This is a genomic window from Croceibacter atlanticus HTCC2559 (genome assembly GCF_000196315.1).
GTDB classification, from domain to species: domain Bacteria; phylum Bacteroidota; class Bacteroidia; order Flavobacteriales; family Flavobacteriaceae; genus Croceibacter; species Croceibacter atlanticus.
This window is the reverse complement of the sequence record NC_014230.1, coordinates 630,584-643,878: the sequence shown is the minus strand read 5'-3', so window position 1 is coordinate 643,878 and position 13,295 is coordinate 630,584. Positions and strand designations below refer to the sequence as shown.

Below are 13,295 nucleotides of genomic sequence, written 5' to 3'. Positions count from 1 at the left end.
TTTAAAACTCTGCATTAAGCGGTGTTCTAGGGAATGGAATTACATCTCTTATGTTACCCATACCGGTAGCAAATTGCACAAGGCGTTCAAACCCTAATCCAAAACCACTATGCACACACGTGCCAAATTTCCTTGTATCTAAATACCACCAAAGCTCTTCTTCAGGTATGTCTAGAGCAGTCATTTTCTCTTTTAGAACATCCAGACGCTCTTCACGTTGTGAACCGCCAACTATTTCTCCAATACCTGGAAAAAGTATGTCCATAGCTCTTACTGTTTTTCCATCTTCATTTAAACGCATATAAAACGCTTTAATGTTAGCTGGATAATCAAATAAGATTACAGGGCATTTAAAGTGTTTTTCTACTAAGTAGCGTTCGTGCTCAGACTGTAAATCTGCGCCCCATTCTTCAATTATATATTTAAACTTTTTCTTTTTATTTGGTTTAGAGCTCTTTAGTATATCTATAGCTTCTGTGTAACTAACACGCTTAAAATTATTTTCTAAAACAAACTTTAGTTTGTCTCTTAATAACATGTCTGAACGTTCTGCTTGAGGTTTTGATTTGTCTTCTTGAACCAATCTGTTTTCTAAAAACTCAAGATCTTCATCACAGTTTTCTAAAACATAACCAATCACATATTTTATGAAATCTTCTGCTAAGTCCATATTGCCTGCAAGATCACAAAATGCTACTTCAGGCTCAATCATCCAAAATTCTGCTAAATGTCTAGAAGTGTTTGAGTTTTCTGCTCTAAATGTTGGGCCAAATGTATAAACTTGTCCTAAGCCCAATGCAAAAGTTTCAGCTTCTAATTGACCGGAAACAGTTAAGTTAGTTTCTTTTCCGAAGAAATCTTCTTTGTAGTTTATGCTACCATCCTCATTTTTAGCAGGATTTTTTAAATCCATTGCAGTCACTTTAAACATTTCTCCAGCACCTTCTGCATCGCTTCCTGTAATAATAGGCGTGTTTACATAGTAAAAACCGTTGTCTTGAAAATACTTGTGTACAGCAAATGATAGTTTTGAGCGTAATCTCATTACTGCTGCGCCAGTGTTTGTTCTTACTCTTAAGTGTGCCTGCTCTCTAAGTTTTTCTAAGCTATGACGCTTAGGGGATAAAATTGTAAGCTTAACATCTTCAGGATTTGCTACACCTTCTATTTTTATGTCTTTTACTTGTATTTCCACGCGCTGTCCTGCGCCTTCACTTTCTTCTAAAATACCCTTAATGCGTACCGCTGCACCAATATTAATTTCTTTTAATATGTCTTCTGGCAAGTTTTCAAAATCTATAACACATTGTAGGTTATTAATTGTAGAGCCATCATTTAAAGCTAAGAATCTATTGCTTCTAAATGCTTTTACCCATCCGTTAACTGCTATTTCTTGATGATATTGCTCGCTTTTTAAAACGTCTGCAACTTTAAGTGTCTTCATTGGTTTTACTTTAAGGCACAAAGATAAATGTATCTATACAAAGTATAAAGATATTAGTGCTAAGAGTTTGTTTGAAAATAGTTTTAAAAGAAAAAACCCACTAATAAAAATTAGTGGGTTTTTAAAAAATTGTTAAAGCAAATATTAAGCTTCGAAAGGTACTACGCTTACGTAAGATTTATTGTTTGCTTTCTTTGTAAATTTCACAACGCCGTCAACTCTTGCGTGAAGCGTATGATCTTTACCGGCGTACACATTTTCACCTGGATTATGTGCAGTACCACGTTGTCTTACGATGATATTTCCTGCAACGGCAGCTTGACCACCAAAAATCTTTACACCTAAGCGTTTCGATTCTGATTCTCTACCGTTCTTCGAACTACCAACTCCTTTTTTGTGAGCCATGGTTTTAAATTTTAGTCCTTAAATTAAGGATAAGGTTATACTTAAGCGTTATTTTTCAATTCCGCCGTCTAATTTGTCTTGATATTCTTTAAGTTCATCCCACTTACCATCTGCTGCCATTTGAGCTTGCTTTGGCCAAGTGTCTGTCACTAAATGTGCTAGTCTTGAACTTGCTTCAGATAAAATCTCAGAAATATGTTCTGGAGTTTCCTTAGCTAATTTTTCAAAAGTGTCAACTCCTGCATTCACTAACGCTTCTGCTGCTTTAGGACCTGCGCCTTCAATCTTTTTAAGATCGTCTGCTTTTCCAGATGCTTTCTTTGCAGTAGCTTTTGGTGCTGCTTTAGCTGTTTCTTTTTTCGCTTTTGGCTTAGCTTCTGCTTTACTTGAAGTCGCCTTTTTCTTAGCGCCTGAAGCAGTAATGCTTTCAATTACGATTTCAGACAAGTATTGTCTGTGTCCGTTTTTTACTCTGTAACCTTTACGTCTTTTTTTCTTAAAAACGATTACTTTGTCACCTTTAAGGTGCTTCACGACTTTTGCGCCTATTAGCGCGCCGTCTATAGCTGGGGCGCCTAAAGTAATGTTATCTCCATCACCTACAAGAAGTACATTGTCAAACTCGACACTGTCACCTTCTTCTGCAGACAAACGGTTAACATAAACCTTTTGGTCTTTCTCAACTTTAAATTGATGCCCTGCTATCTCTACAATTGCATACATAGCGTACTTATTAAATAATTAATTTAAAAATTCACCTTCTTTAAAAGGCGGGTGCAAATATACTGCTAATCGCTAAAATAACAAGAACTTATATAGTTATTTTTTTTCTTCTTTGTTGTAAGTGTGTCTTTTACCATCTTTTGTATTCCAACTTTTCTTAAATAATTGCATAAAAGAGAGTGTTAATACAACACTTGTTGCAAACCCCATGATAATAACTTCGAATAAAAAGAGTCCTAAACCTGTTTCTCCTGTTAAACGCCATTGTATATTATCTAAAAATGCTGGGTTTAGGTGAGACGCGTAAATACCCATAAACACACTAAATAAAATTGTAGCGTTAAAACCAGATAGCATTCCTGCTGCAAAGCCTTTTTGATATTTAAATTTTTCACCTTTAAGTAGCTTATAGTGCTTTATGCCTTCATAAATACCATAACCTGCTAAAACACCATTTAATAAACTATATATAGGGTTGGTATGTGCACCAAATAATGACAAAATTAAGAAGTATGCTATTAATGCAGTGCCAATAGCTAATCCGTATTTTATAGGAATGGTTAGATTTTTCATAAATAAAAACGTTGATTTACGTAAATTTCAGAAAAAACTCTGTTATTTTCACTTAATGGGCTGTTAATTTTGACAACCTTAAGTATTGTATAAGTGATTATCTTTTGAACTTTTCTTTATAATGAAACGCTTTCTTGTTTTCTTGCTGGCATTTTTTTTAAACGTACCTGTCTTTTCTCAGGTGCCGGCAGAAGAGCCTGTAGATCAAAATTTAGGCGAGTCTTTTAAAACAATAAATGATTCTACTTTCGTATTAAGGAATGGATTAACTGTTATACTCTCAAAAAATACTTCTAAAGTAATTTCAGTAGAATTGTCTATTAATAATTTACCCCATTCAGATTTTCAAATCGCAGGAATAGATGCTGTAACAGATAATCTTTTAAATGCCAAGGGTGATAATTACTCTGCAGAAACAAAAGAAGGGCTTGTGGAAGTAAATTTAGGCATCAACAAGTCAAATTTTACAAGTTTGACATCTAAGTTCACAGATCATTTTGAGTGGTTTGCAAATGTTTTAGTTTCTCCAAAATTTTCAGAAAATCAATTACAAGCTGAAAAATCCCAGTTAATTTCGAGCATTTCTAACACAACAGATAATCCTTTAGATATTGTTAACCGTGTAGGGAAAACACTTTCCTATGGTCCAGAGCATCCTTATGGAGAGCTTTCAACAATAAAATCATTAAATGCAATTACACTACAAGATGTAATAATACACTACCAACGTTTTGCTGTTCCTAAAAATGCATCACTTCATATTAAAGGTGATTTATCTATCAACTTTCTTAAAAACTTGCTTTTAAACACTTTTTCAAATTGGACCGCGTCTAATTCTTTAAACTCAACCGTAGCAGAAACCGTAAACCCACAATATACTCAGCTTAATTTTATACAGAACGATAGTATAGAGTATAGTAGGATTCAATTTTTAAATACCACAGATTTAAGTAAAGAAAGCGTTGATTATCCTGAAAGCTTAGTAGCTTTAAAATTACTTAACACGTTATTAAGTAATGAATCATATGAAACACAAGCCTTCTTAGAAATATTGCCATTAGCATCTAGAGCCATAGTAAATGTTAGTACAGCTTCTAAACAAACGCCAGAAGTTATCATGGATGTTTTAGATATCATTAAAACTATAAGAACTCAACAGATTGATGACTCTAGATTAAAAAAAATAATATCTGAGCTCAAAGAGGCTTATCCAAATGTTGATTTTAGTGAGGTGGATGCAAATAAAGTAAGGTTGGCATCTGTACTTCATTTTAAAGTAAACCAAATGCGTATAGTTATTATGGCAGATGGTTATAAGTTTTACGAACGTCTTAAAGAGATTAAGCTGAAAGGAAAAACTGTCCCTGTAAAATTTTACAATACAAGAGCAGAGCGTGTAGAAGATATAAAATTTGAAAGAAAACTTCCCGAAGGTGTAACAATAGAAACTGTTTTTGAAAATTATTTAAATGCAATTGGAGGTATAGAAAAGGTTATAAAAATAAATAGCCTTACCATAAAGGCGAAAGCCGTTATCAATGAAACGCGATTAAATTTAGAAATAAAAAAGAGCGTAGATAATAATTACATGTCTCAAGTCTTAGTTGGAGGTAATACATTGAGTAAGTTGGTAATTACAGAAGACAGCAGTTACATTTGGTCTGGCGGTCAAAAAAAATCTATAGGAAGTTCAGAATTAAACGCTTTAAGATATAAATCTCATCCTTTTTTGGAGTTGCTGCCAGAATACTCTATGCTACTGAGAATTGAAACTCTAAATGAGAGAGATGTGCTAGTAGTAGCGTTTAGTGATGTGTCTGAAGAATATTATGATTTTAAAACAGGTTTAAAAACTCAAAGTGTAGTTTTCGATAAAGATTCTGGCGAAAAAATTATTACGAGTTACCGAAACTATAGCAATGTTGAGGGTATTTTATACCCTTCAGAAATTTCTCAAAAAATTGGAGATGCAACACTCTTTTTTGAAGTAACAGAAATTAAAGTAAACCCCACTTTTAAGCCTTCAGAATTCGAGTAACATTTAATTCGGCTAGACCAATTTAAGGCCACTCAATATTTTTTCTATTTAAAATGTAACATGTAGTACTATTAGGCTACATATATAACTGTAAACCATATTAATTAATTAAACTAAACAAAATATGAAATTACTAACCTTTTGGGGTTGTGCATTTTTAGCAGTATTTACTGCCCAGGCACAACAGGTTGAATTCACAGAATTTGATCTTGATAACGGCTTACACGTTATCCTGCATCAAGATAATAGTGCACCAGTAGTAACCACTGGCGTAATGTATCACGTAGGTGCAAAAGATGAAGCTCCAGGAAGAACTGGATTTGCACACTTTTTTGAGCATTTACTTTTTGAGGGCACAGAAAATATTGCACGTGGTGAGTGGTTTAATATTGTAGCTGCAAATGGCGGTAGCAATAATGCCAACACAACTCAAGACAGAACATATTACTATGAAACTTTTCCTAGCAATAGTTTAGAGTTAGGGCTTTGGATGGAATCTGAACGTATGTTACACCCAGTAATTAATGAAATTGGGGTAGAGACTCAAAATGAAGTTGTAAAAGAAGAAAAGCGTTCACGTATAGATAATGCGCCTTATGGTAAGATTATTTATGCAACGGGTATTAATAAATATGTGTTTGATAAACATCCGTATGCTAATTCTGTAATAGGTAGCATGGAAGATTTAGATGCAGCAGAACTTCAAGAGTTTAAAGACTTCTTTAAAAAATATTACGCGCCTAACAATGCTGTATTAGTTGTTGCAGGAGATATAGACGTAGCTAAAACTAAAGCTATGGTGAAAAACTATTTTGGAGCAATTCCTTCTGGAGAAGAGGTTGCTAGGGTAGATATAAAGGAAACTCCAATTTCAGAAACTATTACAGCAACTGAATATGATGATAACATTCAAATTCCTGCAAAATTATATGTGTACAGAACACCATCTATGAAAGAAAGAGATGCTTATATCTTAGAGATGATTTCTTCAATTCTTACAGACGGAAAGAGTTCTCGTATGTATAAGAAAATGGTAGATCAAGATAAATCAGCTTTACAGGTGTTAGCTTTCACAAGACCTCAGGAAGATTACGGTACATATATTATGGGCGCACTGCCATTAGGAGATACAGAGCTATCTACTCTTGCAACAGCTATGGACGAGGAAATTAATAAGCTTAAAAATGAATTAATTTCAGAAAGAGAATATCAAAAACTTCAAAATAAGTTTGAGAATAACTTTGTAAGTTCAAACTCTAGCATTCAAGGTGTGGCTAACTCATTAGCAAGATACTATATGCTTTATGAAGATATTAATCTTATAAATAAGGAGATAGAAATTTACCGTTCTATAACTCGAGAAGAGATTAAAGAAGCAGCTAATAAATATTTAAATAAAAATCAGCGTTTGGAGTTGGATTACTTACCAACACCAGAGTCTAAATAATATTAAAAAATATAAACTTTATGAAAACTAAATTAGTTTCCATGCTTATGATTTGCTTTGTCACTTTAGGTGTCACAGCACAAATCGACAGAAGCAAACAACCACAACCAGGACCAGCACCAACCATTAATTTGGGACAGCCAGATAGCTTTACTTTAAAAAATGGACTTAGAGTATTGGTGGTAGAGAACAATAAACTTCCAAGAGTAACAGCAAGTTTAATTCTAGATAATGATCCGCATTCAGAAAATGAAAAGGCAGGACTAGGTAGCCTTACTGGCGCAGTATTAGGAAATGGTACTAAAACTATTGCTAAAGAAGCATATCTTGAAGAAGTAGATTTTTTAGGAGCAAATGTATCTATAGGAGCAGAAAGTGCTTTTGCTAGCTCATTATCAAAATATTTTCCTAGAGTATTAGAACTTATGGCAGATGGAGCCTTAAATCCTCTAATTACTGAAACAGATTTTGAAGCAGAAAAAACAAAGTTAATTGAAGGTATTAAGAGTAACGAAAAGTCTGTTGGTGCAGTAGCAAGTAGAGTTAGTTCTTACTTAGCATATGGCGAAAAACACCCTTATGGTGAGTTTGCTACAGAAGAAACAATTAATAACATTACGTTTCAAGATGTAAAGTCTTACTACGATCGCTACTTTGTACCATCTAAGGCATATTTAGTAATTGTTGGTGATATTGAATTTAGAGATGCTAAAAAATTGGTTAAAGATGCCTTTGGAGATTGGAAAAAATCTGAAGCGCTTTCTAAAACCACTGTAAAGCCAGTAAACGCACAATACACACAGGTAAACTTTATAGACATGCCTAATGCAGTTCAAAGTGAATTGAGATTAGAAAACACTATAGATTTACAAATGAATGATGAAGATTATTTTAGCGCTTTGGTGGCTAATCAAATCTTAGGTGGTAGCTTCGGAAGTTATTTAAATATGAACTTACGTGAGGCTAATGGTTATACGTATGGAGCGCGATCTAGCATTGGGGCAGATCCTTACGCATCTCGATTTGTAGCATCAACAAGTGTTAGAAATGAGGTGACAGACTCTGCAATTGTCGAGATGGTTAAAGAATTAAGACGTATTCGTACAGAACCAGTTTCTGCACAAGACCTTAACAATACAAAGAATAAATATGCTGGAAATTTCGTGTTGCAATTAGAAAACCCAGCAACTATTGCAAATTTTGCTTTAAACATAGAACGTTACAATCTTCCAAAAGATTTTTACAAAAACTACCTTAAGAATATTAATGCTGTAACTATGGAAGATGTTCAAGCTGCTGCAAATAAATATGTAATGGTAGATAATATGAGAATTGTTGTAGCGGGAAAAGGTAAAGATGTTGTAGAAGGTTTAGAAAACTTAAATCTTAACGGTAAGAAAACACCTGTTTTTTACTTTGACAAGGAAGGAAACAAGGTAGATAAACCTGTTTATGATAAGGAAATACCAGAAGGTGTAACAGCTCAAACTGTTTACAATAGTTATTTAGAGGCTATTGGAGGAAAAGCTAAGGTAGAAGCTGTGAATACATTATCTATGACAGCTGGAGCTACAATGCAAGGCACGCCATTAGAGCTAGAGATTAAGAAGTCTAAAGCAGGAAAAATGGCTCAATCACTTTATGTAATGGGTAATGTAATGAGCAAACAAGCATTTAATGGAACAAGTGGTTATGCTATGGCACAAGGTCAAAAGGTACCTTATGACGAAGAGCAAATAGCAAAAGGTAAAACAGATGCACTACCTTTTCCAGAACTTAATCTAGGTGAAGCAAAGTTAGTTAGGATAGAAGCAGTAGACGGTAGTGATGCTTATGTGGTAATGCCTTCAGAAAATGTTGAAGATTATTATGATGTAAAATCAGGACTAAAGGTTAAATCTACCCAAACAAGATCACAAGGTGCTCAAACAATGGTTGTAACAACACTTTATAAAGACTATCAAGAAAAAGAGGGTATTATGTTCCCTATGACTATTTCACAGTCTTTCGGACCACAGTCTATAGATTTTAAAGTATCTAATATAGTAGTGAATCCAGAGTTTGCAGACTCAGATTTCGAATAAATCAACATAGATTTATTCTGTTAAATGCAAGAATTTCTTTTTAATCCAACCTTGTTGCGTCATTAAAAAGTACAATTGAAACAAAAGAGTATCTTATTTACTATTTTTGGGTTTTCAATTACAGTACTATGACGACTAAACACAACTGGACTATAGAAGAAATTCTTGACATTTATAATAAACCCTTTATGGATTTGCTGTATGAAGCAGCAACTGTACATAGAGAATTCCATGACCCTAATACGGTACAAGTATCAACATTACTTTCAATTAAAACAGGTGGTTGCCCAGAAGACTGTGGCTATTGTCCTCAAGCAGCGCGCTATCATACAGATATAGAAGGAAATGATCTTATGGGTGTGCAGCAAGTAAAAGCACAAGCATTAAGAGCAAAAGCAAGTGGCTCTTCCAGAGTATGTATGGGAGCAGCTTGGCGTAATGTAAAAGACGGCGAAGAGTTTGAGCAAGTTTTAGAAATGGTTCGTACTATTAATAAACTTGAAATGGAAGTTTGCTGTACGTTAGGAATGCTTACCGAAAATCAGGCACACCGATTGGCAGAAGCTGGTTTATATGCCTATAACCACAATTTAGATTCCTCTGAAGAATATTACAAAGAAGTAATTTCTACTAGAGGTTTTGAAGACCGCTTAAAAACAATAGATAACGTAAGAAAAACAAATGTTACTGTGTGTAGTGGCGGTATTATTGGAATGGGTGAAAGTACTAAAGACCGTGCAGGAATGTTGGTAGCTTTAGCAACGTTAAACCCACAGCCAGAATCTGTACCTATAAATGCATTAGTAGCTGTAGATGGTACGCCATTGGAAGATCAAGAGCCAATACCTATTTGGGATATGGTGCGTATGGTGGCAACGACACGTATTGTAATGCCACAAACGCAAGTACGTTTATCTGCTGGAAGAACACAAATGAGTAGAGAGGGACAAGCAATGTGTTTCTTTGCAGGTGCCAATTCTATATTTGCAGGAGATAAGCTATTAACAACGCCTAATCCAGATGTTAATGAAGACATGGAAATGTTTAAAGCATTAGGTCTTAATCCTCAAAAGCCTTTTGTAAAGAAATCTCAGCCAGAAACTGTGGAGTCTCAAGATTCAAAGTACCAAGCATTGGGAGAAAAGCCAAAATGGTCTCGTCCTGGTCATAAAATTGAACGTAACGAAGAGGCAAAAGGTAAGGCTAAAGCAGTATAAAGTTTACTTATAGCTTAATTAAAACTGTTTTTTACAACCGTGTAATAAGCACCTTTTATTTCGTTAATTTTGTTCATTAAAAATGACGCACGTTATTTATGTGCAGAAATTATGAGTAATACCCTTCATTTAGAAGACATACCGAGAGTAAAATCTATTTCAAAAGAAGATTTTATTGAACATTACTTAAAACCACAGAAACCTGTTGTTATAGAGCGTTTAATAGAAGATTGGCCCGCTTTTAAAAAATGGGATTTTGAATATATAGATTCTGTTGCAGGAAATTTAAAGGTGCCGTTATATGACGATAGGCCTATTTCCAGCAAGCTTAAATTTAATGAGCCTCACGCAGAAATGAAGATGAAAGATTATATTAAGCTTCTTAAAAAGCAACCAACTAATTACCGCATTTTCCTTTATAATTTAATGAAGCAAGTTCCGGTTTTGCAAAAGGATTTTAAATATCCTAATATGGGTTTAAGATGGGTTAAGAGTGTGCCTTTTTTATTTTTTGGAGGCGAAAACTCTAAGGTGTTTATGCATTACGATATAGATTATGCAAACATTTTTCATTTCCATTTTCAAGGCAAAAAGCGTTGTATTTTATTTCCGCAGTCCGAAACTAAATATCTTTATAAAGTTCCTAATGCGTTAGTTGCAAGACAGGATATAGATTTTAGCAAGCCAGACTTCACAAAATGGCCAGCTTTAAAACAGGCTGAAGGATTGGTTTGTGAATTAAATCATGGTGAAACATTGTATATGCCAGAAGGTTATTGGCATTATATGCATTATTTAACACCAGGATTCTCAATGAGCTTGAGAGCATTTCCTAAAAGTGTTACTAACCTTTCTAAAGCTGTATACAACTTAGGGTTTATGCGTTACTTTGATAACCTTATGAGAAAAATAGCTGGAGAACGTTGGATACAGTATAAAAATAGAGAAGCTATAAGACGAACGCATAAGCGTAATAACTTAAGTACAAAGCACTAATTAACTATCTCATTTACTTTTTCAAATACTAAGCTAGACTCCCAGCCTCGGTATAGGAGGTAGTCTGCCAGCTTCTTTTTAATTTTTTGGGGTTGTGTTTCTTTAATTTGTTTTAGGCGTTTAAAAGCGAGCTCGTTAAATGTTGTGTAATATTCCTCAGTAGGAATTTCTGTTAATGCAAATTCTATGTTTCGTTTAGATATTTGCCTAAATTTAAGCTCTGAGATTATTCGACGCTTTCCCCATTTTTTTATTCTAAACTTTCCTCTTGCAAAACTTCTTGCAAAGCGCTCTTCATTAAGATAGTTTTCTTGTAGTAGTATATAAATAATATGATCTCTTGCATCAGGAATCATATTCATTTTTTTAAGTTTTTCTTCAACTTCTTTGTGGCATCGTTCTCTATATGCACAATAGCGCTTTAAAGCTTGCTCTGCTTCTTTTACGGTGTAAGATGTTTGGGATTTAGAGTTCATGTTTAAGCAAGATACAAATTATGCATTTTTAATATTGTATGATATTGAAAGTGTGGTATAAAAAAACCCACATCAAAATTAATTGATGTGGGTTTTAATATTTTATAACTTCATGAGTTTTCCATCTTTATCATGAAAGTGATATTCAAGATATGTGTAAGCATCTCTTGGTAAAACTTTTACCCAACGCTTATGGTCAAAAAACCAATTGGCGCGTGGAGAAGGAAATCCTCTAGTTAAATAAGCGGCAATAAATGGATGAGCAGTAATACTCATTTTTTTATGCCCTTTTTTAATTGCTTTTTGCAAGTCCGTTTTAATTTTCTCAACAATAATTATAGGAGCTTCAATTTCTTCGCCTCCGTTGTTGCTAGGGTTTACCTCGCGTGTTTTAATGTTGGTTTCTGGTCTTGTACGCTGTCGCGTTATTTGTATGAGTCCAAATTTACTTGGAGGTAGTATTTTATGTTTTGCGCGGTCGTCACTCATTTCATCTCTTAAATGGTCAAAAAGCTTACGTCTGTTTTCAGCTTTTCCCATATCAATAAAGTCGACAACAATAATGCCTCCCATATCTCTAAGGCGTAATTGTCTTGCAACCTCTGTTGCGCTAATCATATTTACCTCAAGTGCTGTGCCTTCTTGGCTTTTGCTCTTATTGCTTCTGTTACCACTATTTACGTCGATAACGTGCATGGCTTCAGTATGTTCTATAATGAGGTAAGCACCTTTACTCATAGAAACTGTTTTGCCAAAGGACGTTTTAATTTGTCGCTCGATACCAAATTTTTCAAAAATTGGCACTTTGCTGCTATCGTAATACTTAACGATAGACTCTTTTTCTGGCGCTATTTCGCCAACGTAATCTTTTATCTGAGTATGTAAGGTCTCATCATCTACGCATATAGACGTAAAGCTGTCATTAAAAACATCTCTTAGGATGGATGACGCTTTATTCATTTCGCCTAATACTTTTGTAGGATAGTTTGGCCTATACATTTTTTTGCACATAGCCGTCCAGCGATCCATCAAATTTTGAAGATCTGTATGGATGTCGGCTACTTTTTTGCCTTCTGCAACAGTACGAATTATAACGCCGAAGTTATTCGGCTTAATGCTTTTTACAAGTCTCTTAAGGCGTTCTTTTTCTTCTTTAGTTCCTATTTTGGTAGAAACAGAAATTCTATTTGAAAAAGGAACCAAGACAATATAGCGTCCGGCAAGCGAGAGCTCGCTGCTAATTCTTGGGCCTTTAGTTGAGATAGGTTCTTTTACAACTTGTACTAAAATGGATTGATTAGATTTTAACGCATCGTTAACGGTGCCATTTTTATCTATATCTTTTTCCAAAGGAAAGTTTTTTAAAGAGAAGTCTTTAAGCTTTCCTGTTGTTACTTGTTTAACGAATTTTAATAATGAACCTACTTGTGGGCCAAGGTCATGATAGTGTAAAAAACCATCTTTTTCATAGCCAACATTTACAAAGGCGGCATTTAAGCCAGGTACAGTTTTGCGTATTTTTGCAGTGAAAATATCACCAACAGCAAACTTGTTATCATCTTCGTCTTGTTGAAGTTCTATTAATCGTCCGTCTTTTAATAAGGCAAAATCTACTCCAGATGAACTCGTTCTAATAATTAACTCTTTGTTCATATTAGTTAGATTTATACACGCACACTGTGCAAATGCACAATACTTGTGTGGTGTTATTTATATTTATGTCACACAGGACAGTAACTATTAGGTATAATAGCTTTCTTAACAATTACTAGTTTTTTATGTAAAACTGTAATCTATGTCAATGAACGTAAAAACAAGAAAAAGTAGTATAAGACTACTTTTTCTTGTGGCGGTTAGCTCTACGACGTTTCTTACGTTTGTGAGTAGCTACC

Annotated in this window: 11 protein-coding genes; 5 read left to right on the top strand and 6 right to left on the bottom strand. The window is 34.3% G+C overall.

Annotation, left to right across the window (positions count from 1 at the left end):
* Nucleotide 1 precedes the first annotated feature (1 nt).
* The 4 genes from asnS to CA2559_RS02730 form a co-directional block, all read right to left on the bottom strand.
* Complete coding sequence (asnS, locus tag CA2559_RS02745; protein ID WP_013186313.1) at nucleotides 2-1,444, bottom strand: asparagine--tRNA ligase; 1,443 nt, start codon at nucleotides 1,442-1,444, stop codon at nucleotides 2-4.
* 144 nt (nucleotides 1,445-1,588) lie between these two features.
* Nucleotides 1,589-1,849 (bottom strand): 50S ribosomal protein L27, encoded by a 261-nt coding sequence (gene rpmA, locus CA2559_RS02740; RefSeq protein WP_013186312.1) that lies wholly within the window; start codon nucleotides 1,847-1,849, stop codon nucleotides 1,589-1,591.
* 48 nt (nucleotides 1,850-1,897) lie between these two features.
* The gene (gene rplU / locus CA2559_RS02735) at nucleotides 1,898-2,572 is read right to left on the bottom strand and encodes a 50S ribosomal protein L21 (RefSeq protein WP_013186311.1); all 675 of its coding nucleotides are present in this window, start codon (nucleotides 2,570-2,572) and stop codon (nucleotides 1,898-1,900) included.
* 96 nt (nucleotides 2,573-2,668) lie between these two features.
* Complete coding sequence (locus tag CA2559_RS02730; protein ID WP_013186310.1) at nucleotides 2,669-3,145, bottom strand: DUF4199 domain-containing protein; 477 nt, start codon at nucleotides 3,143-3,145, stop codon at nucleotides 2,669-2,671.
* A gap of 121 nt (nucleotides 3,146-3,266) precedes the next feature.
* Here CA2559_RS02730 and CA2559_RS02725 point away from each other — a divergent pair, with 121 nt between their 5' ends.
* The 5 genes from CA2559_RS02725 (at nucleotide 3,267) to CA2559_RS02705 (ending at nucleotide 10,927) form a co-directional block, all read left to right on the top strand.
* The gene (locus CA2559_RS02725; protein ID WP_013186309.1) at nucleotides 3,267-5,183 is read left to right on the top strand and encodes a M16 family metallopeptidase; all 1,917 of its coding nucleotides are present in this window, start codon (nucleotides 3,267-3,269) and stop codon (nucleotides 5,181-5,183) included.
* Nucleotides 5,184-5,307: 124 nt separating this feature from the next.
* Nucleotides 5,308-6,630, top strand: a complete 1,323-nt coding sequence (locus tag CA2559_RS02720) for a M16 family metallopeptidase (RefSeq protein WP_013186308.1) — start codon at nucleotides 5,308-5,310, stop codon at nucleotides 6,628-6,630.
* Between the two features lie 20 nt (nucleotides 6,631-6,650).
* Nucleotides 6,651-8,714: a M16 family metallopeptidase gene (locus CA2559_RS02715; RefSeq protein ID WP_013186307.1), complete on the top strand. Its 2,064-nt coding sequence runs from the start codon at nucleotides 6,651-6,653 to the stop codon at nucleotides 8,712-8,714.
* Nucleotides 8,715-8,842: 128 nt separating this feature from the next.
* Complete coding sequence (gene bioB / locus CA2559_RS02710) at nucleotides 8,843-9,931, top strand: biotin synthase BioB (RefSeq protein ID WP_013186306.1); 1,089 nt, start codon at nucleotides 8,843-8,845, stop codon at nucleotides 9,929-9,931.
* Between the two features lie 111 nt (nucleotides 9,932-10,042).
* Entirely contained in the window at nucleotides 10,043-10,927 is an 885-nt protein-coding gene (locus CA2559_RS02705; RefSeq protein WP_013186305.1) for a cupin-like domain-containing protein, read from the top strand.
* Here CA2559_RS02705 and CA2559_RS02700 read toward each other — a convergent pair.
* Both CA2559_RS02700 and CA2559_RS02695 read right to left on the bottom strand, forming a co-directional pair.
* Nucleotides 10,924-11,403 (bottom strand): regulatory protein RecX, encoded by a 480-nt coding sequence (locus CA2559_RS02700; RefSeq protein ID WP_013186304.1) that lies wholly within the window; start codon nucleotides 11,401-11,403, stop codon nucleotides 10,924-10,926. The two genes, CA2559_RS02705 and CA2559_RS02700, sit on opposite strands and share 4 nt — an antisense overlap.
* Nucleotides 11,404-11,505: 102 nt before the next feature.
* Nucleotides 11,506-13,056 (bottom strand): Rne/Rng family ribonuclease, encoded by a 1,551-nt coding sequence (locus CA2559_RS02695; protein WP_013186303.1) that lies wholly within the window; start codon nucleotides 13,054-13,056, stop codon nucleotides 11,506-11,508.
* Nucleotides 13,057-13,295 lie beyond the last annotated feature (239 nt).

Bases quoted from the DNA above. Each gene is read 5' to 3' on its own strand.
- asnS (WP_013186313.1), bottom strand. From the start codon at position 1,444: ATGAAGACACTTAAAGTTGCAGACGTTTTAAAAAGCGAGCAATATCAT.
- rpmA (WP_013186312.1), bottom strand. From the start codon at position 1,849: ATGGCTCACAAAAAAGGAGTTGGTAGTTCGAAGAACGGTAGAGAATCA.
- rplU (WP_013186311.1), bottom strand. From the start codon at position 2,572: ATGTATGCAATTGTAGAGATAGCAGGGCATCAATTTAAAGTTGAGAAA.
- CA2559_RS02730 (WP_013186310.1), bottom strand. From the start codon at position 3,145: ATGAAAAATCTAACCATTCCTATAAAATACGGATTAGCTATTGGCACT.
- CA2559_RS02725 (WP_013186309.1), top strand. From the start codon at position 3,267: ATGAAACGCTTTCTTGTTTTCTTGCTGGCATTTTTTTTAAACGTACCT.
- CA2559_RS02720 (WP_013186308.1), top strand. From the start codon at position 5,308: ATGAAATTACTAACCTTTTGGGGTTGTGCATTTTTAGCAGTATTTACT.
- CA2559_RS02715 (WP_013186307.1), top strand. From the start codon at position 6,651: ATGAAAACTAAATTAGTTTCCATGCTTATGATTTGCTTTGTCACTTTA.
- bioB (WP_013186306.1), top strand. From the start codon at position 8,843: ATGACGACTAAACACAACTGGACTATAGAAGAAATTCTTGACATTTAT.
- CA2559_RS02705 (WP_013186305.1), top strand. From the start codon at position 10,043: ATGAGTAATACCCTTCATTTAGAAGACATACCGAGAGTAAAATCTATT.
- CA2559_RS02700 (WP_013186304.1), bottom strand. From the start codon at position 11,403: ATGAACTCTAAATCCCAAACATCTTACACCGTAAAAGAAGCAGAGCAA.
- CA2559_RS02695 (WP_013186303.1), bottom strand. From the start codon at position 13,056: ATGAACAAAGAGTTAATTATTAGAACGAGTTCATCTGGAGTAGATTTT.